The organism is Idiomarina sp. UBA3176 (assembly GCF_002364295.1).
In the GTDB taxonomy this organism is placed as follows: Bacteria; Pseudomonadota; Gammaproteobacteria; order Enterobacterales; family Alteromonadaceae; genus Idiomarina; species Idiomarina loihiensis.
Window position 1 is genome coordinate 81,743 of the sequence record NZ_DEXU01000020.1, and the last position, 18,621, is coordinate 100,363.

General features: G+C 48.2%; 22 protein-coding genes. 13 read left to right on the forward strand and 9 right to left on the reverse strand.

What is annotated here, in order from left to right; all coding sequences use genetic code 11:
* Nucleotide 1: 1 nt before the first annotated feature.
* Nucleotides 2-1,537 carry a 2,3-bisphosphoglycerate-independent phosphoglycerate mutase gene (gene gpmI, locus B2U97_RS08385; RefSeq protein WP_286830418.1) on the reverse strand — a complete coding sequence of 512 codons (1,536 nt, stop codon included), beginning with the start codon at nt 1,535-1,537 and terminating at the stop codon, nt 2-4.
* 165 nt (nt 1,538-1,702) lie between these two features.
* Here gpmI and B2U97_RS08390 point away from each other — a divergent pair, with 165 nt between their 5' ends.
* From B2U97_RS08390 to gpsA, 3 genes are read left to right on the forward strand one after another with little or no spacing between them, the layout of a single operon-like run.
* On the forward strand, nt 1,703-2,134 hold the full coding sequence (locus tag B2U97_RS08390) for a rhodanese-like domain-containing protein (protein WP_011233497.1): 432 nt from the start codon (nt 1,703-1,705) through the stop codon (nt 2,132-2,134).
* A 42-nt stretch (nt 2,135-2,176) separates the two neighbouring features.
* Nucleotides 2,177-2,680 (forward strand): protein-export chaperone SecB, encoded by a 504-nt coding sequence (gene secB / locus B2U97_RS08395; RefSeq protein ID WP_011233498.1) that lies wholly within the window; start codon nt 2,177-2,179, stop codon nt 2,678-2,680.
* 12 nt (nt 2,681-2,692) lie between these two features.
* Nucleotides 2,693-3,694: an NAD(P)H-dependent glycerol-3-phosphate dehydrogenase gene (gpsA, locus tag B2U97_RS08400; RefSeq protein ID WP_034818938.1), complete on the forward strand. Its 1,002-nt coding sequence runs from the start codon at nt 2,693-2,695 to the stop codon at nt 3,692-3,694.
* 18 nt (nt 3,695-3,712) lie between these two features.
* On the opposite strand, the gene slmA is transcribed toward gpsA, so the two are convergent.
* The 3 genes from slmA to coaBC are packed head-to-tail and all read right to left on the reverse strand — an operon-like array spanning nt 3,713 to nt 6,046.
* Entirely contained in the window at nt 3,713-4,303 is a 591-nt protein-coding gene (gene slmA, locus B2U97_RS08405) for a nucleoid occlusion factor SlmA (RefSeq protein WP_011233500.1), read from the reverse strand.
* 48 nt (nt 4,304-4,351) lie between these two features.
* Nucleotides 4,352-4,807: a dUTP diphosphatase gene (gene dut / locus B2U97_RS08410; protein WP_286824112.1), complete on the reverse strand. Its 456-nt coding sequence runs from the start codon at nt 4,805-4,807 to the stop codon at nt 4,352-4,354.
* Nucleotides 4,808-4,825: 18 nt separating this feature from the next.
* A complete protein-coding gene (gene coaBC, locus B2U97_RS08415) occupies nt 4,826-6,046 on the reverse strand; it encodes a bifunctional phosphopantothenoylcysteine decarboxylase/phosphopantothenate--cysteine ligase CoaBC (protein ID WP_286824111.1) in 1,221 nt (406 codons plus the stop codon).
* A gap of 110 nt (nt 6,047-6,156) precedes the next feature.
* Here coaBC and radC point away from each other — a divergent pair, with 110 nt between their 5' ends.
* The 4 genes from radC to B2U97_RS08435 all read left to right on the forward strand — a co-directional run bounded on the left by radC (nt 6,157) and on the right by B2U97_RS08435 (nt 8,878).
* The gene (radC, locus tag B2U97_RS08420) at nt 6,157-6,831 is read left to right on the forward strand and encodes a RadC family protein (protein WP_011233503.1); all 675 of its coding nucleotides are present in this window, start codon (nt 6,157-6,159) and stop codon (nt 6,829-6,831) included.
* Nucleotides 6,832-7,013: 182 nt separating this feature from the next.
* A complete protein-coding gene (gene rpmB / locus B2U97_RS08425; RefSeq protein WP_011233504.1) occupies nt 7,014-7,250 on the forward strand; it encodes a 50S ribosomal protein L28 in 237 nt (78 codons plus the stop codon).
* A gap of 11 nt (nt 7,251-7,261) precedes the next feature.
* Nucleotides 7,262-7,417, forward strand: coding sequence for a 50S ribosomal protein L33 (rpmG, locus tag B2U97_RS08430; RefSeq protein ID WP_006953863.1), 156 nt, complete (start codon nt 7,262-7,264; stop codon nt 7,415-7,417).
* 132 nt (nt 7,418-7,549) lie between these two features.
* Nucleotides 7,550-8,878, forward strand: a complete 1,329-nt coding sequence (locus B2U97_RS08435) for an IS4 family transposase (protein ID WP_272988089.1) — start codon at nt 7,550-7,552, stop codon at nt 8,876-8,878.
* A 56-nt stretch (nt 8,879-8,934) separates the two neighbouring features.
* Here the strand turns inward: B2U97_RS08435 and B2U97_RS08440 are convergent, their stop codons facing one another.
* Together B2U97_RS08440 and B2U97_RS08445 are read right to left on the reverse strand one after the other, a co-directional pair.
* Nucleotides 8,935-9,672 carry a hypothetical protein gene (locus B2U97_RS08440; protein ID WP_272988087.1) on the reverse strand — a complete coding sequence of 246 codons (738 nt, stop codon included), beginning with the start codon at nt 9,670-9,672 and terminating at the stop codon, nt 8,935-8,937.
* A 165-nt stretch (nt 9,673-9,837) separates the two neighbouring features.
* The gene (locus tag B2U97_RS08445) at nt 9,838-10,455 is read right to left on the reverse strand and encodes a 2OG-Fe(II) oxygenase (RefSeq protein ID WP_034818930.1); all 618 of its coding nucleotides are present in this window, start codon (nt 10,453-10,455) and stop codon (nt 9,838-9,840) included.
* Between the two features lie 157 nt (nt 10,456-10,612).
* Here B2U97_RS08445 and B2U97_RS08450 point away from each other — a divergent pair, with 157 nt between their 5' ends.
* Nucleotides 10,613-11,080 (forward strand): hypothetical protein, encoded by a 468-nt coding sequence (locus B2U97_RS08450; protein WP_286824110.1) that lies wholly within the window; start codon nt 10,613-10,615, stop codon nt 11,078-11,080.
* Between the two features lie 15 nt (nt 11,081-11,095).
* Nucleotides 11,096-11,908: a bifunctional DNA-formamidopyrimidine glycosylase/DNA-(apurinic or apyrimidinic site) lyase gene (mutM, locus tag B2U97_RS08455; RefSeq protein ID WP_286824109.1), complete on the forward strand. Its 813-nt coding sequence runs from the start codon at nt 11,096-11,098 to the stop codon at nt 11,906-11,908.
* 15 nt (nt 11,909-11,923) lie between these two features.
* On the opposite strand, the gene bioH is transcribed toward mutM, so the two are convergent.
* A complete protein-coding gene (gene bioH, locus B2U97_RS08460; RefSeq protein ID WP_110013031.1) occupies nt 11,924-12,691 on the reverse strand; it encodes a pimeloyl-ACP methyl ester esterase BioH in 768 nt (255 codons plus the stop codon).
* Between the two features lie 36 nt (nt 12,692-12,727).
* Between bioH and B2U97_RS08465 the strand changes: the two genes are divergently transcribed.
* The 3 genes from B2U97_RS08465 (at nt 12,728) to B2U97_RS08475 (ending at nt 15,568) form a co-directional block, all read left to right on the forward strand.
* Nucleotides 12,728-13,417, forward strand: a complete 690-nt coding sequence (locus B2U97_RS08465; RefSeq protein ID WP_110013032.1) for a ComF family protein — start codon at nt 12,728-12,730, stop codon at nt 13,415-13,417.
* Between the two features lie 71 nt (nt 13,418-13,488).
* Nucleotides 13,489-14,067 (forward strand): Fe-S biogenesis protein NfuA, encoded by a 579-nt coding sequence (gene nfuA, locus B2U97_RS08470; protein WP_286824108.1) that lies wholly within the window; start codon nt 13,489-13,491, stop codon nt 14,065-14,067.
* Between the two features lie 115 nt (nt 14,068-14,182).
* Nucleotides 14,183-15,568 (forward strand): DUF4397 domain-containing protein, encoded by a 1,386-nt coding sequence (locus tag B2U97_RS08475; RefSeq protein ID WP_110013033.1) that lies wholly within the window; start codon nt 14,183-14,185, stop codon nt 15,566-15,568.
* Here B2U97_RS08475 and B2U97_RS08480 read toward each other — a convergent pair.
* Entirely contained in the window at nt 15,540-16,862 is a 1,323-nt protein-coding gene (locus B2U97_RS08480; protein ID WP_110013034.1) for an MATE family efflux transporter, read from the reverse strand. The two genes, B2U97_RS08475 and B2U97_RS08480, sit on opposite strands and share 29 nt — an antisense overlap.
* 57 nt (nt 16,863-16,919) lie before the next feature.
* On the opposite strand from B2U97_RS08480, the gene B2U97_RS08485 reads away from it, so the two are divergent.
* Entirely contained in the window at nt 16,920-18,005 is a 1,086-nt protein-coding gene (locus tag B2U97_RS08485; protein WP_110013035.1) for a polysaccharide deacetylase family protein, read from the forward strand.
* On the opposite strand, the gene B2U97_RS08490 is transcribed toward B2U97_RS08485, so the two are convergent.
* Nucleotides 18,002-18,616 (reverse strand): SCO family protein, encoded by a 615-nt coding sequence (locus B2U97_RS08490; RefSeq protein WP_272988076.1) that lies wholly within the window; start codon nt 18,614-18,616, stop codon nt 18,002-18,004. The two genes, B2U97_RS08485 and B2U97_RS08490, sit on opposite strands and share 4 nt — an antisense overlap.
* Nucleotides 18,617-18,621: the final 5 nt, after the last annotated feature.

The window sequence follows — 18,621 nt, forward strand, 5'->3', positions numbered from 1 at the left end:
GTTAATCCTGTTCTAACGTCATTAGCGACGTACCGGTCATTTCGTCCGGCTGCTCCATGCCAATTAAATGCAGTATGGTTGGTGCAACGTCTGACAGGCGTCCATTTCGGGCTTTAGCCGGTCGGCCCACATAAATAAAAGGCACAAGTTCGTTCGTATGAGCGGTATGTGCCTGCCCGGTAGTGGCGTCACTCATTTGCTCTGCGTTGCCATGGTCTGCCGTTATCAGACATTCACCACCAACAGCTTCTAATGCCGAAACCACTCGTCCGACACTATGATCAACGGCTTCACAAGCTTTAACGGCGGCATCAAAATTACCAGTATGTCCAACCATGTCACCGTTCGGGTAGTTGCAAATCACAACGTCAAAGGCTTGAGACTCAATGGCTGCAACCAACTCGTCGGTAAGTTGTTCTGAGCTCATTTCTGGCTGTAAGTCGTAGGTTTTAACTTTAGGTGAAGGAATAAGAACACGCTTTTCGCCTTCAAATTCCTGCTCGCGTCCGCCACTGAAAAAGAAAGTAACGTGTGCGTATTTTTCTGTCTCGGAAATGCGCAGCTGAGTTTTATCATGCTTAGCAAGCCATTCACCCAGTACATTATTCAAAGGCTCGGGTGGGAAGGCGCTGGGCGCTTCTAAGGTATCGGCATATTGGGTCAGCATAACGAATTCGCTAATGTCAGCGCGCGAGCCACGGTCAAAACCGTCGAAGTCTTTGTCGACAAAGGCTTGAGTCATTTCACGGGCACGGTCAGCACGGAAGTTCATAAAAAATACAGAATCACCGTCGGCAATTGGTGCTGGTTGCCCAATAATAACTGGCGTGACAAATTCATCGGTTTCGCCGCGCTCGTAAGCGTTTTCTACTGCGTCTGTTGCGTTGGCAGATGTTACCCCTGAAAGACCGTGATAAACCGCTTTGTAAGACTGTTCAATGCGCTCCCAGCGCTTGTCTCTGTCCATGGCGAAGAAGCGGCCACTTAAGGTGGCGAAACGACCTTTGCCTAAACGTGCGAATAAGGCTTCAAAACGTTCAATGGAAGGCAGTGCCGATTTCGGTGGTGTATCACGACCATCTAAGAAAGCATGCAGGTAAACGTCTTCTGCGCCTTGCTCAACCGCCATTTCTATCATTGCGACCAGGTGGTCTTCGTGGCTGTGAACACCGCCGGCGGAGAGTAACCCCATAATATGGACTGCACCCTTAGCAGCTTTGGCTTTTTTCAGGGCGTCGCAAAGTATCGTGTTACTGAAAAAACTGCGGTCAGAAATGGCTTTGCTAATGCGGGTAAAGTCCTGATAAACAATGCGGCCAGCGCCTAAATTAACGTGACCCACTTCGGAATTACCCATTTGGCCGTCAGGTAAACCAACTGCGCCACCGGAGCCATCGACCAGGCAATGCGGGTATTTTTCCCATAAACGATCCATAACCGGAGTATTCGCTTTGGCTATCGCATTATCAGGTGCATCTTCACGGTAACCCCAGCCGTCCAGAATCAACAATACCAAAGGTTTTATCGTAGGAGTCATAATGGGCCTCATTGCTCGGTGTTTTCACAGATGAAATTAGCCAACATTCTACTCGATTTCCAGAGCTTACGCATCCACCCAAGATTTTTCTGGAAACTGCGATTTGTACAGGTATACTCTTGACCCGCAACTCTTTTCTGTTACCGACGAATACTGGTAGGTCTTATGCAAGAAATTATGGAATTTGTCAAAAGCAACCCGATGATGAGTGGTATCTGGGTTGTGCTGCTAGTCGCACTGATTGTGACCACGATTCGCTCGGCTATGTCACCGACAAAAAATTTAGAACCGCAAGAGGCCACGGTATGGGTAAACCGCGGTGATGGCGTTTTTGTTGATATTCGTAGTCCGGATGAATTTAAGAAAGGACACATTCACGGATCGGTGTCATTACCGATGGAAAAAATTAAACAAAAAGAACTTTCCTCTATTGAAAAGTTCAAAGAAGCCCCCATTGTGATAGTCTGTGCAACAGGAATGACGGCAAAATCGGCAGTTAGCCAGCTAACGGCTGAAGGCTTTACTCAAGTTGCTGTGCTGCAAGGTGGTATGAACACATGGCGCAGCGCCAAATTGCCGGTTTCGCAGAAAAAATAATAAAATTCGTCTAATACTTAAAAAAGAATAGGAAGTAAAATCATGGCTGAAGAACAGCAAGCAAACGGCGCAGCAGCTGAAAACCAACAGCAGCAAGTACAATTCGCTATTCAGCGTATCTACGCTAAAGACATCTCTTTTGAAACTCCAAGCTCTCCGGCTATTTTCCGTAAAGAATGGAAGCCTGACCTTAAATTAGACCTGAACGTTAAACACGAAAAAATTGAAGACGGTGTTTACGAAGTAGTACTGACTCTGACGGCAACTAACAAAGTTGAAGACGACGTTGCTTTCCTTTGTGAAGTACATCAGGCGGGTATTTTCACTATTGGTGAAGAAGTTCAGGACGGCCAGCTGGCACACATGCTGGGTTCTTTCTGCCCGAACATTTTGTTCCCTTACGCTCGTGAGTGCGTTTCAAACCTTGTTAACCGTGCGACTTTCCCACAGTTGAACCTGGCTCCTGTTAACTTTGATGCGATTTTCCAGCGTCACATGCAGCAGCAAGCTGAACAGGCTCAGGGTCAGCAAACTGCAGACGCGTAAGCAGATACAATAATGCAGACACCTCAGGTGACAGTATTAGGGGCGGGCTCTTACGGGACCGCCCTTGCTATTTGTTTTGCCCGTAAAGGTATTCCTACTACCTTATGGGGGCGGGATGCCGATAAAGTTGCCGTTATGCAAACGGCTCATGAAAACGAAGAGTACCTGCCGGCGTGCCCGTTTCCCGAATCATTAAAGGTTACTGCCGACTTAGGCGAAGCCCTTAAAGACGTGAAAAACGTAGTGGTTGTGGTTCCCAGTCATTCGTTTTCGTCTATGCTGAAGCAGGCAAAACCTTTGTTAGCGGAACATGCCCGCGTTGCCTGGGCAACTAAAGGATTAGAGCCGGACAGTGGGCGTCTTTTGTACGAAGTCGCAGAAGAAACTCTGGGCGACGAGCATCCGCTAGCTGTGTTATCCGGTCCTACTTTCGCTATTGAAATGGCTAAAGGCTTACCTACTGCCATTTCTATGTCGTCAACCGATCAGGCCTTTGTCGAAGAGCTTTCCGGGCTTCTGCATTGTGACCGTTCTTTCCGGGTTTACACCAATAACGACTTTATTGGTGTGCAGCTAGGTGGCGTGGTTAAAAATGTCATAGCTATTGGTGCTGGTATGGCCGACGGTATTGGCTTTGGTGCTAACGCCCGCACGGCGCTTATTACCCGCGGTTTGGCTGAACTTACCCGGTTAGGTCTGAAGTTAGGCGCAAAAAGCGAAACCTTTACTGGTATGGCAGGTTTGGGCGATTTAATTCTTACCTGTACCGACAATCAGTCGCGTAATCGCCGTTTTGGCATGGCTTTAGGTCAGGGTAAAGGAGTTGATGAAGCGCTGAAGAGTATCGGGCAGTCGGTTGAAGGCTACCGTAATACCCGTGAAGTGGTTGCTTTAGCAGCGCGCAACGAAGTGGAAATGCCCATCTGTGAGCAGATATATGCGGTCCTTTACGAAGGCAAAGAACCGCAACAGGCCGCTATCGATTTATTAAGCCGTGAGCGTAAAACGGAGTGATCTGTTTTACGCCTTTATTCACGCACTGATTAGCTGTTGCTCCATTACCTGCCACTGAGCCGAGAAATGCTCGGTCGGTAAACGCTTAAAGTTAGACCGTACAAACTGACTGATTTTGCCATCGGCATAGCTCAGTAATAAGTTCGCTAATACCGCTTCGTCCACAATAAAGCGCTGCTGTTCGCGCATCGCTTTCTCGCGCAGTATTTGCTTAATTGAACTCTCTATACGGTTGAACAAATCTTCCATACGACCACGCAAACGGTCATGTTCACCCATTAATGCATCACCTGTCATAACACGGGTAATACCGGGGTTGCGCTCGGCAAACGTCAGCAATAGCTGCAATATTGCGTGACAGCGGGAGAGGGTGTTTTTCTCCTCGTCCATAATCATGTTAATACGGGTTAGCAGGGTGTCTTCAACAAACTCGATAAGCCCTTCAAACATCCGCGCTTTCGACGGAAAGTGACGATATAAAGCCGCCTCTGAAACGCCTAAATTAGCCGCCAGTTTTGCTGTAGTAATGCGCTGACCCGGACTGGTTTCCAGCATTGCCGCTAAAGCCTGTAAAATTTCTTCACGACGGTTACGTTTTTGTTCTGCCATGACAGTAACTTTCCTTATTTGAGAGGCCAGAATGATTAGTTGCTGTAACTACGAACGACCAGAATGACCAAAACCACCTTCACCACGATCCGTCTCGTGGAACTCTTTAACAATCGACATTTGCGCTTGCACAACCGGCAAAATCACTAGTTGCGCAATACGGTCGCCGGGTTCAATGGTGTAAGCCTGGCTACTGCGGTTCCAGCAGGACACTTTAAGCTCGCCCTGGTAGTCCGAGTCGATAAGGCCGACCAGGTTACCCAGCACCAGACCGTGCTTATGGCCCAGCCCTGAACGCGGTAAAATAGTGGCCGCATAATTCGGGTCGCCAATGTACATGGCAATACCGGTGCCTATTAACTGAGTTTGTCCTGGCTCAATGGTTAATGGCTGGTCCAGGCAGGCGCGCAGATCCATTCCGGCGGAGCCCTGTGTGGCGTATTCAGGAAGCGGAATAGACTGGCCAATGCGGTCATCTAAAATCTTTACTTCGACTTGCGTCATGGAGTTCTCACTTTCTTATTAATTGGCAGTGGTATCAAAATAGCGTTTGGCTATCGCGTCGATAATTGCAATAGCCATATCATGCTTGCTCATTGTTGGAAGTGACTGCTCACTATCCTTACTCAAAATAATGGCGTTATTGCTGTCGCTGTTAAAACCCAGTCCAACCTGACTGACGTCGTTAGCGACAATCATCTGTAGCTGCTTTCGCTCCAGCTTGCGCAGCGCGTTGGCTTTTAGGTTTTCAGTTTCGGCCGCAAACCCAACGGTAAAAGGTGGTTTTTCAGAGCTGGCGACCTGCTGCAGAATGTCCGGGTTTTGCACCAGCTTTAGTTGTGGCGGCTGGTTGTTCTGTTCTTTTTTTATTTTCTGCGAGGCAACCTCAGCAACCCGATAGTCTGACACAGCGGCACAACCAATAAACACATCGCAGTTTGGCAGTTGCTGCTGTACCGCGTTTAGCATTTGTTCTGTGGTTTCTACGTCAACGCGTTGAACGCCGGCGGGCGTGGGCAGTTGCGTTGGCCCGGATACTAAAATGACTTCAGCCCCTGCATGTGCAGCAGCTTCAGCCAGGGCATACCCCATTTTTCCGGAACTGTGATTACTGATGTAGCGCACTGGGTCGATGGCTTCACGGGTCGGGCCTGCGGTAATCACAAAGGTTTTACCCTGCCAGTCTTGCTTGGCTTCAGGGGCTTTTTTTATTAACGCCTGCACAATCTCTGTAGGGTCACTCATGCGGCCGTAACCGACATCGCCACAGGCCTGTTCGCCACTTTCCGGGCCTATCATTTGCACACCACGGCTAAGTAGCGTTTCAATGTTTCCCTGCACCGCAGTAGCCGCCCACATTTGTTGATTCATTGCCGGAGCAATGGCGAGCGGCGCTTTACTGGCTAAAACCAGGGTACTCAACAGGTCATCGGCAAAGCCGTGAGCAATGCGGGCAATGGTGTTAGCCGTTGCCGGAGCAATAACAATTTGGTCAGCCCAGCGAGCCAGTTCAATATGGCCCATAGCGGCTTCTGCTGTGGGATCCAGCAGGTCGTCGCTGACCGTAAAGCCGGACACAGCTTGTAAGCTAAGTGGGGTTACGAAGGCTTTGGCACCGGCAGTCAGCACCACACGAACTTCTGCGCCCTGCTCACGCAAACGGCGCACCAGGTCAGGTGCCTTATAGGCGGCAATGCCACCGGTAATACCTAAAAGTATGTGTTTGTTCTGCAGCTGTGCCATGCGAACCCCTTAGTGTTAAGTCGTGTAAAGATAACATGAGACCCCGTAACTGGGTAGATGGTCGTTATACTTCTCTCTTAAGAATTAAGGTAAGAATTAAGGAGAAAAGAATGAGCGTCAAGGAATGGCCCGTTTCGGAACGACCGAGAGAAAAACTGCAGACCCAGGGGGCAGAATACCTGAGTGACGCAGAATTATTAGCTATTTTACTTGGTAGCGGCAGTGGCGGGCAGGACGTTGTCAGTTTTGCGCGTCGTTTACTAAGTGACTTCGGCGGTGTAGGCGCTTTGTTAACAGCCACTCCTGAGCAGCTATTGGCTTGCAACGGCATAGGCCCGGCCCGTGTGAATCAGTTGCGGGTTGTGCTGGAATTGTCACGACGCTACCTGAAATGGCAGCTGGAGCGTTCAGACGGCTTTACCGAACCTACCATGGTCAAAGACTATTTAACCTCACAGTTGCGTCATCAGGGCCGCGAAGTCTTTGCTATTTTACTGCTGGACAGCCAGCACCGGCTGTTACGTTACGAAGAGCTGTTTCAGGGCACCATTAATGCCGCGCCAGTGTATCCACGTGAGGTAATAAAGCTGGTTATGCAGTATAATGCGGCGGCGGTTATTCTGGCACATAATCATCCATCGGGCGTTGCAGAACCCAGCCAGGCTGACCAGAGAGTCACGGAGCGGGTCAAAAAAGCCCTGACTTTAATTGACGTGGCGCTGTTGGATCATTTCGTGGTGGGTGCCGGCGATCCAATTTCTTTTGCAGAGCGCGGATTGTTGTAGTTTTGTACTGGCGGTTTGGTTAAAAATCACGTAAAATCCGCACCGAACGATCGATGACGATCAAATTTCCGTCGTATAAGCTTGATTAGAAGGGCAGTTTGCTGTATAAAATGCGCCCTCGGATTTATAGGCAAGGTCACGTTGGGCGACAGGCGAGCTTGCAGCAATTTTGGAGTAAAGACATGTCACAAGTATGCCAAGTTACAGGTAAGCGTCCGGTAGTCGGTAACAACCGCTCGCACGCACGCAATGCGACTAGACGTCGCTTCCTGCCGAACCTTCAATCGCACCGCTTTTGGGTAGAAAGCGAGAAGCGTTGGGTTAAGTTACGCATTTCTACTAAAGGTATGCGTATCATTGATAAAAACGGTATCGATACGGTATTAGCGGATCTCCGCGGCCGTGGTGTTAAGGTTTAAGGAACTAAATTATGCGCGATAAGATTCGTTTAGTGTCATCTGCTGGTACAGGTTACTTCTATACCACAGACAAAAACAAACGCACCATGCCAGAAAAAATGGAGATCAAAAAATTCGATCCAGTGGTTCGTAAGCATGTGATCTTCAAAGAAGCTAAAATCAAGTAATTGGTTTCAAAGCTTACAAAAAACCCAGCTTCGGCTGTAATGCCGATCAGTTAAGAAAAAATTTAGCGATCGGTTGACCGATCCTTAAATGGGTTCAGAATCCGATACTAGGAAACTAGTATCGGATTTTTTATGAGCCTCATCCAAGCATTCAACAGCACAACAGAACTTTTAGACAATGCCAACTCGCTGGATAAATTAAAGCGTATTATTGACCCTGATATTTTAACGCAGGCCTTTGAGCATGCAGGCGTGGCCACTGTCAGACGGCGTCGTCTGCCTTTAGATGCCGTTATGTGGTCGGTGATTGGGATGAGCTTATTTCGTGATGAAACCGTATGGGAAATCGCTAGTCGACTGGATATCACCTTACCGGGTAAAAATAGACTCGTAGCGCCCAGCGCATTGGTTCAGGCCAGGCAGCGCCTGGGCTATGAAGCAGTTCAGCAAACCTTTAAATTATTAGCGCAACGGGCTTTTTCCGCACAACCGCTTGAGACTTGGTGTGAATTAAATCTGCTGGCTGTTGATGGTGTTGTACACCGTACTGATGATAATGCAGCGAACCGGGAAGCCTTTGGTAATGAGCGCAATGCTCAGGGTGCAAGCAGCTATCCACAAGTTCGTATGTGTTGCTTAATGGAAGTGTCCAGCCATTTATTGCTGGACAGCGCTTTTGAAGGCCGGGCAGTTGGTGAGATGACGCTTGCTCAGCGCCTTATAAACTCTGTTCCCGATAACTCCTTAACCTTGTTTGACCGTGGGTATTATTCACTGGGCTTGTTACATAGCTGGCAACAGTCCGGTAAAAACACGCACTGGATGATGCCGGCGAAAAAAGATTTGCAGTTTGATACCCTTCAAAAACTGGGTGATAAAGACGCCATAGTTTCACTCGCGACCAGCCCTCAGGCCCGAAAAAAGTTTAATGAATTACCGCCAAAGATAACGGCCCGCCTGACGAGCTACAGGGTCAATGGGAAACAGTACCGGGTATTAAGCTCGTTAACGGATGTGATGCGTTATCCTTATGATGAGCTGACCGAAGTGTATGCTCAGCGTTGGGAAATCGAGTTAGGCTTCCGGGAAATGAAGCAGGGACTGCATCAATCAAAAACGACATTACGCAGTAAAAAGCCGGATATGGTGTGCCAGGAATTATGGGGGTTATTACTCGCTTACAACTTGGTGCGTATCGCGATGATAGAGGCGACCAATGATGAAGACAAACTATCACCAACTCGATTAAGTTTTAGCTTGTGCATGCGGGAAGTTGTTGCATTTTTTATGTTCACGCCCCTCCATAGTGGCAGCAAGCTCCCTCAGTTCTACCAAAAACTTCTTGAGACACTCAGGTTGTATGCTTTACCTGATAAGGTGCCCGATAGGCGTTATCCTCGTGCGGTCCGAAAAAAGCCGCAAAAATATCCTTATAAAAAAAATGCCAGTCAGCTTAACTGACTGGCATTACAGCTTCGGCTGGGTTTTTTATTGGGTGGTGTTTGGTGTTTTTACTCTTAAAATGAATACGCTATCTCGGCGTTAGAGTTGAGCTGGTTTTCTATGTTGCTCACAAAGCCAGATAGATCTAATCTTCTATCAAACCGTTCCGTTGTTTCTTCCGATTCTCTTTTCCCTTCCATTAGGGCTCTGATATCTATAATTTCACTGAAATTTTGAGTATTAACATCGTACTTACCCCAGAGTTTACTGGCTCCACCATTATCATTACGCTCAAGCTCGGTATACTTCAAAAACTGCTCTTTAACGCTTTGCGCTAGTGAAACGAGTTCTTCGTTTTTATTTAGCCGGTCCTCTAGGCTAATAATCTCGTTCTGGCTTAACTCACCCGAAACTTTAAGTTCTCCGTCTGCATCCACGGAGAATCCCCAATCCTTTTCTGCTAGATGAGGTGCTTCTTCTTTGAGTGTCGACATGAACAGGTCATATTCAGATGCCATTTTGTCAGCCGAATGATACATATCACCACCCAAGTATAGCTGACCAATTGCTTCGCCTGTCATGATAAGAGAGTCCCTCATTTTGTCGGCGTATTCTTGTGATACACCTAACACCAGAGGGCGACTATAAACTGGGTTTTCATCTGGCTGTTCTTCTTTACTATAAACATCCTGAGCTAGCTGACGAGTCGCACTTTGCAATGGCTCTTTGCCGTTGTCCGATGGACTGACTTTTACAGTTGAATTCGATACTACTTGAGGCAGGACACCCGCTTCATGGCCGCTGACTTTCATATCATTTCCTTTTCTTGTAACTGTGCTCTATGATTATCGGCAGATTATTTGTTAACTGTAGTAAATTGGTTAATTTATGTTCTTCGGCTGTCCGAGGTCTTGCCTCATGACTAATTTCGTTTAAGTCTGGAACCTCAGGAATCACTAGAAACTCAAAGTTTCTATTTATCGTGGCGGGTCAATAATGCCCGAGATGCTGGCATTAATACGGAACCAGCCGGTAATACTGAAGCGGTCACGCTCGGAACGTTGTACTTCATGCACGAAGCGGTCACTTAAAAACACCACTAAACGCCCTTGTTTAGGCAATACGGTTTCCAGCACCTGTCCCTTGTCGCCATAAATAACCAATTGCCCACCGTCGGTCTCCTGCCATTCAGGGTTCAGGTAAAACACCGTTGTGAGCACTCGGTTGCTTCTGCCTTTAAACGCATCCAGATGTTTTTTATAAAACGCGCCTTTAGGGTAATGCGCCAGGTGGCATTCGTAATCGAACAGGCCAAGAAAGAGCTCGCGGTTAAATTCGTGGCGTAACTCATCCATAATGCTTAGGTAGTCTTTATGACGCGGCTCTTCCGGAGTTAACCAGTAAATACGGTCGTTACGAACCATGGTATTAATGGTCTGGTTTTGCTGGCGGCCAATACCGGCCAGGTTCCAGTATTGCGCTGGTAATTGCTGAGCGTATTGATACAGAGCCTGCGAACGCTGCGGCTGCAGGAAATTATCGATAATGCAGTAGCCGTGGTCGGCAACTTTGTCGATAATATCAGATAGCACCATAACGCAATAAAGCTCCGTATTTTGTTGTCGCGCGAGAATATAGGGTATTCTGTCTCTAGTAACAAGGAGTACGGCAACAAGAGAATTATTCGAACCTTAGCACAAAGAGCGCAAGCCGATGAAAGTGAATGAGAAGCGAAAAATATTTGGACTGACCATGACCCGAAGAGCATGGAACAACGTTCTGGTTTACGTGATATTAATTATCATGGTGGTGTTCTGGTATGTCGCTCCGCCGGTTAAAGAAGAGGCGGCTGACAGCATCGGGCAAGAGGCTGAATCGGGCGAAGTCATTGGCTTAATACCGAATGATGGAAACTTGAGAGCAATACAAATTGACCAACTGAAGTTAGCGTTAAATGATGGACAATGGCAATGTCAGTCTCCATGTCGTTTATCGGAAAAAGCGTCCGCCAGCGTCGCTGAAAATTGGTTGGCATTAACCATGACGCCAACCGAACAGTCAGCTGAAAATTTGATAACGGAAGTTTATTTTGGTTTTGTCGGGGGCGAAGAAGCACGTGTTGAGTTATACGCAGACCCCGAGTTGATGATCCGCTTGCCGAATCAGCAGCAGAATTATCGCGTAATAGAATTTACTGCCAGTCAGTTACTGGGTCATTAAGGAAGTTATCGATTTATGCCAGAGTTACCCGAAGTTGAAGTCAGCCGTTTAGGCATTTCTCCACACATTGAAGGCCGCACAATTAAGTCGGTTAAGGTTCACGATAAGCGCCTGCGCTGGCCGGTCCCTGAAACTGTGCATCAGGTCGAAGGACATGTTTTGCGTTCGGTCAGCCGCCGCTCAAAATATTTGCTCTTACAGACAGATAATGGCTGCCTGATATTGCATTTGGGTATGTCGGGTAAGCTGCGTGTGGTTCCGGCTGAAACAACTCACTACAAACATGACCATATTGATATTGAGTTCGATAACGGGCAAACCCTGCGTTTGAACGATCCGCGGCGTTTTGGTGCTTTGCTATATAGTGAGAGTGATGCAAGCGGGCATGAACTGCTAAGCCAGCTTGGTCCGGAACCGTTAACCGACGCGTTTAATATCGACTATTTATTTGAGCGCTCACGCGGGCGTTCGCAGTCGGTGAAAACCTTTATTATGGATAACAAAGTTGTGGTGGGTGTCGGTAATATTTACGCGAACGAAGCTTTGTTTAAGGCGGGTATAAACCCAAAGCGAGCGGCCGGGAAAATCAGTAAAGTGCGCTACCAGAAACTGGTGCCGATAATAAAAGAAACCCTGGCAAGCGCTATAGAGCTGGGCGGCACTACCTTAAAAGATTTCACTCAAGTGGACGGTAACCCGGGCTATTTCGCTCAAAAACTTCAGGTTTACGGGCGTGGCGGTAAGCTTTGCATGGTGTGCAGTAACCGGTTGAAAGAAATTCGTCTGGGTCAGCGCAGCACCGTGTACTGCACCCAGTGCCAGCGCTAGTTTGGTTTTTAACTCTTAGTTCTCAACAACCTTCAGCAATTCACTGACAAAGCGCTCCGGTTCCGAAATAAATGGGGCGTGTGCGCTTTTGGTGAATACCACAGCTTTTGACTCCGGCGCCAGTGCGGAAATATCGTTGATAGCGCGCTCCGGAACCAGGCTGTCCAGGCGTCCGTAAAAACGGTGAAAGGGAACTTCAATGCCGGGTAGTTGCTGGCGTAAATCTGCGGTTTGCAAAATGGTTAAGGACTGTTTCAGCACACCCTGGTCTGGCATAGGCTTGGTAAATATCAGCTGTTTTACCTGCTTAACCTGTTCGCGTGCGTCCTCGCTGCCCATGGCCTGAATCGCTAAAAAACGCTCAATGGTCTTTTTAAAGTTGCTGTCCAGTTGCTGTTGAAACTGCTCAAGAATGTCAGGTTTGATTCCAGCCCAGTCGTTGCTTTCCACAAAGTGCGGTGACGATGCAACGGTGGTTAGGGACATAACCCGGTCAGAATGCGTCAGCGCAATTTGTGTCGCAATTAACCCGCCTAAAGACCACCCCAGCAAGTGAAAGCGTGGCGGCAGGGCTGGCATAATTTGTTCAATAAAACTTTCCAGTGACACCTCATTCTCTGATGACCAGACAGAGTCGCCAAAACCGGGCAGGTCGACGCAATACAACTGAAAGTGCTCGCTTAATGCCGGTACCACGGGTTGCCAGATGTTCGAATTCATTCCCCAGCCATGGAGTACAACAATAGGGGTTCCTGTACCACAGCACGTTACCGAAAGGCTCACTATACTACCTGTCCGAGTTATTAATTAAGGGGTGGTATGCTAGCGTTTTTACAGCGTTTCGCCAATGCTTTTGAGTTGGGCACATGCTGGAGTTGCGGTTATTCTAAGGTGGCCGCTGCAAGCCTTTGCCCTTATTGCGAAGAAGCACTGCCGCGTTGGTATCCGCGTTGTTGTCAGCATTTGTCCGATATTGAACAGCATTTAGTGGCGGAGCAGAAGCCGTGCCGCTACTGGTACGGTGCATTGCGCTGGGAGCCGCAGGTACAACAGCTTATTACACAGTTTAAATTTCGCTATAAAGCCGAGCTGGCGCCTTTACTGGCAAACCAGTTAGCGGCTCATTTACGCCTTTGCTATCGCGAACAGCCACTGCCAGACTGCGTTGTTGCGGTGCCTATGACGCAACAAGCCTGGCGTAAAAGAGGCTTCCACCAGACTGCGTTACTGGCGCGGCATGTGTCAGTGGCTCTTGAGTTACCTTACATTGCGGGCGGGTTACGTAAAATACGGGCCGTGCCCATGCAGCATATGGCATCAAAGGCATTACGCTGGGAGAACAGTCGGGGCAGCCAACTCGCTTTACAGGATTTTAGTGGCTGTACGGTAGCGGTTGTGGACGACGTGCTGAGTACCGGCGCCACTATGATGGCAGCAGCCGATGCGCTCTACAAAAAAGGCGCTAGAGCGGTGGATGCGTGGGCGGTTGTCTATAACCAGCACGACTAGAAACTGCAGGGCGTTTCGGTTACACTATACCCTAGTAATTTACTCAGGTATAAGCCGTGAGGTCAGTATTTATGATTCGTATTTCAGAAGCAGCGCAGTCCCACTTTCAGAAGCTATTAGCCGATCAGCCCGATGGCACGTGTATTCGTGTATTTGTGGTTAACCCCGGTATGGCAAACGCAGAGTGTGGTGTTTCTTATTGCCCGCCAGATTCTGTCGAGCCGGACGACGAGCGTCTGCCGTTTAATGGTTTTGATGCCGTAGTGGATTCAGGCAGTGCGCCTTTTTTAGAAGACGCCGCTATTGATTTTGAAGAGCAGGAAATGGGCTCTCAGTTAACCCTTAAAGCACCTAACGCCAAAGCGCGTAAAGTTGCCGATGACGCCCCATTAATTGAGCGGGTAGAGTACGTTATACAAGCTGAAATTAACCCGCAATTGGCTAGCCATGGCGGTCAGGTAATGATTTCGGAAATTACTGATGACGGCGTTGCTATTCTGCAATTCGGCGGTGGCTGTAATGGTTGCAGTATGATTGACGTAACGCTGAAAAACGGCATTGAAAAAGAGTTGCTTGAGCGTTTCCCGGAAGAAGTGAAAGGCGTGCGTGATATCACTGATCATGAGCCCGGAGAACACTCCTACTACTAGACCTTTCGATTATACAACTTAGTATCTTTCGATTTTTTAATGTTATAAAAATGTGATCCCTTGCACAAATAATGCTCGTAACGATATTTGCCTAATCAATACGAGGATTTAAATTATGCAAGGGATCAAAAAACTGGGTGTCATAGCGACATCGCTTTTTCTCATCACAGGTTGTGACTGGTTCGACAGTGACAATGACGATACTAACACACCACCTCCTGAAGCTGAATCAAGCTTTGTACGGGTACACCACACCTCTGCCGATTCACCCAACGTTAATGTTTTAGCAGGTGAAACCGCATTATTAGAAAATGTGCCTTACCATACATCTTCCGGCGTTCTGGAAGTTGATGCCGGTGACTATGACATTACGGTTCAGGGTATTTTACCCGATGAAAGTACTGTTGATGCTATTGGTCCGGCGTCCTTAACTTTTGCTGCTGATACTCGCTACGAAGTTTTTGCTGCCGGTCAGCTGGGTGACGAGTCTTTAGAGCCATTGGTTCTTTCTAACCCTGTATCGGATGTTGCGGCAGGTGAAAGCCGTATTCAGGTGGTACATGTTGCGTATGGTGCGCCGACTGTCGATGTGTATTTGACAACTCCGGACGCTGAGTTAAGCAGTGCCTCAGCTACTTTAACGCTTGCTTACGGCGAAGACAGTGGTCAGGTTGATGTGGAAACCGGTGACTACCGCATTCGTTTAACCGGTGCGGGTGACGATGCAGTAATTTACGACTCAGGAACCGTGAGCCTGGCTGACGGTGGTGATTATATTATTGCCGCAACCAATAATGTTGCTGCTAATTCTGCGAATTCACCCGTTACTCTGCAAGTGAGCGACGGTGAAACAACCACCTTAATCAATGATGCAGACGCTGGTGCGGATGTTCGCGTCGTGCACGCCGTAGCTGATGCACCGAATGTTGATGTGACATTAAACGATGCCGCCGATCCTCAAATTGCAGATCTGGCATTTTTAAGTGCGACAGATTACTTAAACCTGGAAGCCGCTGAATACAGTGTTGATGTTGCTGCCGCCGGAGGTTCTCCCGTAGTGCTTGAGGACCTGCCTCTGGAAGTAGAAAACGCAATGAGTTATTCAGTTTATGCTGTCGGTGAACTGAGTACTATTGGTCTGCAAGTGTTGACTGAAGAACGTCGCAGCGTGGCGACTGAAGCTAAAATACAGTTGGTTCATGCTGCACCCAGTGCCGGTAATGTTGATATCTACGTAACGGCAACAGACGACATTAGTGGCGCAGACGCTGCCTTTACCGATGTTCCGTTTGACGCAGAAGGTCTGGTGAGCACAGGTAATGTTGCTTTAACACCAGGTGACTACGTGGTTACTGTAACCGCAACAGGTACGCAGGACATTGCTATTCAGACGCCTTTACTGACATTAGAAGGCGGTGGTATCTACACGGCAGTTGCCGTTGATGCAACCAGTGGCGGCTTACCTCCGCAGCTTATCCTGATGGATGACCTGGCGAACTAAAGTATTTAAGCCAAATTGCCTGGGTAATACCACGCATGAATAAAAAGCCGCTGAGAGCTAACCACAACCCGTGGTTCTCCAGCGGCAATCCCGCCCACCATAAAGGCAGAAAGCCAATTAAAGCGCTTAATATCATCGTATTACGCATACCACGGCTGAACGATAAACCAATGAAAACACCGTCAAACCAATAGCTCCAGTGAGCAATGAGTGGCAACACCACTATCCATGGCAGGTAGTTTTCGGCAACCCGGATGATTTCAGGAATATCGGTAATAAGGCGAATAATTGCACTGCCGACCAGGGCAAAAACCAACGTATAAACCACAGCAAAGAGTGATGACCAGAGCAAAGTAATTTTGCACCAGTAACGGATTTTATCGTAGCGCTTCTGACCTTTAGCTTCGCCAGCTAAAGCTTCCACAGAATAAGCAATGCCGTCTAAGCCCAGCGATATCAACATAAGAAATTGCATTAGTACGGCGTTAACCGCCACCATGGTACTGCCGTAGCGAGTGGCGTAGCCGGTCATGGTTGCCATACAGAGCTGCAGTATCAGACTGCGTATAAAAATATTACCGTTAACGCCTAAAAACTGACGCAGCTGCTGAAACTTCAGCTGCCAGTGGCGTAAGTGCCAGCCCAGCGCGCGGGCGGTCCAGTAGAAGCCGACAATAGCGGTCACCCACTCAGCACTAAGCGACGCCCAGGCGGCGCCTTTTACATTCAGTCCAAAGCCCAGTATCAGTATGACGTCCATAACCACATTAACGGCGTTGGTAATTATCACCAGAAGCATGGCTTTGCGGCTATTTTGTCGGCCTAATAATACCCCCAGAGCGACGAGCGTAATCAACGAAGCGGGTGCCGACCATAAGCGAATTTCAATGTAATCGCGGGCGTAGCCTTCGAGCTCGGCAGAAGGGGCGATAACCCACATGGCTAAATCGTTAATTAAGGGACTAGCAACCGCTATTAAAACACCTAAACCCAGCGCAATAATTATGCCGTTATTAAAGTGCTGGCGCTGAGCATGTATGTCATCGGCTCCGTACGATTGAGCTATGTAACCTGTTGTGGCCATGCGCAGGAACACCGCCAGCAGATAGATAAAACTGACCACCATGGCACCAACGGCAACGGCGGATAAGTAGATAGCATCGGGTAAATGACCTATGATGGCAGTATCGACCAGACCGAGAAGCGGCGCAGCAATATTGGAAATGATCATTGGCAGGGCAATCGCAAAAACGCGGCTGTGATCAGACAATGAAAATCCAAACAGCTTGTGCATAACTATCCTTAAGTAAACTCGGTTAATAACGGCTTTTATACTTTATCAGGAGTCAGTATGAAGATGTTGAACAAAATGACGTTGAGTGCCGCATCGGGCTTATTGCTGGGGTGCTCACCATTGGCTCAGGCCGGCAGCGCCGATAGCGTGGTGGTGCTGCAGTACCACCACGTCAGTGACTCAACTCCAGCCGTAACGTCAATTGACCCGGAGACGTTTCGCGAGCATCTCCAATACCTGCAGGATAACAACTTTAATGTTATTGATATTACCGTCGCGCGCGATGCCATTGAAAAAGGCGAAGAACTTCCTGAAAAAGCCGTTGTTATTACCTTCGACGACGGCTACCAAAACGTCTATGAGAACGCTGTAGAGGTTCTGGAAGAGTTTGAGATGCCTTATACGGTGTTCGTTAACCCTGAACTCATGCGTAAGCACAGCGGCCATTACATGGGCTGGGAAGAGCTTAAAGAAATTCAGCAGAACGGCGCTACCATTGCTAATCATGGACAGACTCACGCACACCTTATTCGCAAGCAGGAAGGCGAAAGCGATGAAGAGTGGCAGGAGCGTATGCGTTACGACGTTATTACGGCACAAGAAGCCATTGATGAGAACTTAGGCGCACAGCAGAAGTACTTTGCCTACCCTTACGGTGAGTATAACAACGAATTGCGGGCTTTACTGGATGAATGGGGCTTTCTGGCTTTTGCTCAGCATTCAGGCCCATGGTCCAAATGGAGCGAAGATACGGTTATTACTCGCTTTCCGGCCTCGGGTATCTATGCGAACTTAAATACGCTGAAAGCCAAGTTGAATTCTAAAGCCATGCCGGTAAGTGGTTATCAACCGGAAGAGCCTTTAGTCGCACATGAAAATAAGCGCCCAACTATTAGTGTGACATTGGAAGCGGGCGATACACTAGATGATATGCGTACCGATGCACTGCAATGCTTTGCCGGTAGTTCGGTTTTAAAACCTGAGTGGGAAAGCGATACTCAGTTTAGTGTGACGCTTGAAAAGGACGTTAACATTGGGCGTTCACGTATTAACTGTACTGCGCCCAGTGCCTCAGAGTCGCGCTATTATTGGTACTCAGTAGCCCTTATTCGTCCGGACGAGTCAGGCAGTTGGCCTGACTAATCGGCGATAATGGCAAAATCTTTTGCCAGTTGTTCCATGTCGACTACCGGTACTTCTCCGCGCTGGTGGTCGGCATTAAAAATGGCTTTACGGTGACCGTTGGGGTTAACCAGAATAATAGCGGCGCTGTGGTTAACCAAGTAATTTTCCTCGCCTTCATCGGGAATGGAATACATTAAGCCTAAATCACGTACGAAAGGGAACAGCTCTTTGTGCTCGGCTCGCACACCAACAAAGTCGTCACCAAAATAGTTAACGTATTGAGTTAAACGTTCAGTGTCATCACGCTGAGGGTCAACTGAAATCATCCAGACTTTCACCGGTTTAGACACTTCTTCCTGTAATGAAGGTAGCACTCCTTTTAAGTCTGACATGGTGGTTGGACAGATATCAGGACAGAAGGTATAACCGGTAAAGAGCAAGGTCCACTGCCCTTTCAGTGCATCGTTTTCAATAGCGCCGTCGGCTGTGCTGTTTAACTTAAACGATTTTAAGGCACGAGGGGGCTCGTATATTAAAGCTTCCGGCTTTTCTTCGGGCCAAAAGTTGTAAACTGCGAACCCGGCTGCAAGGGCGATAAGCGCCGCCAGCAGCGTAACGATACGACTCATTTCTT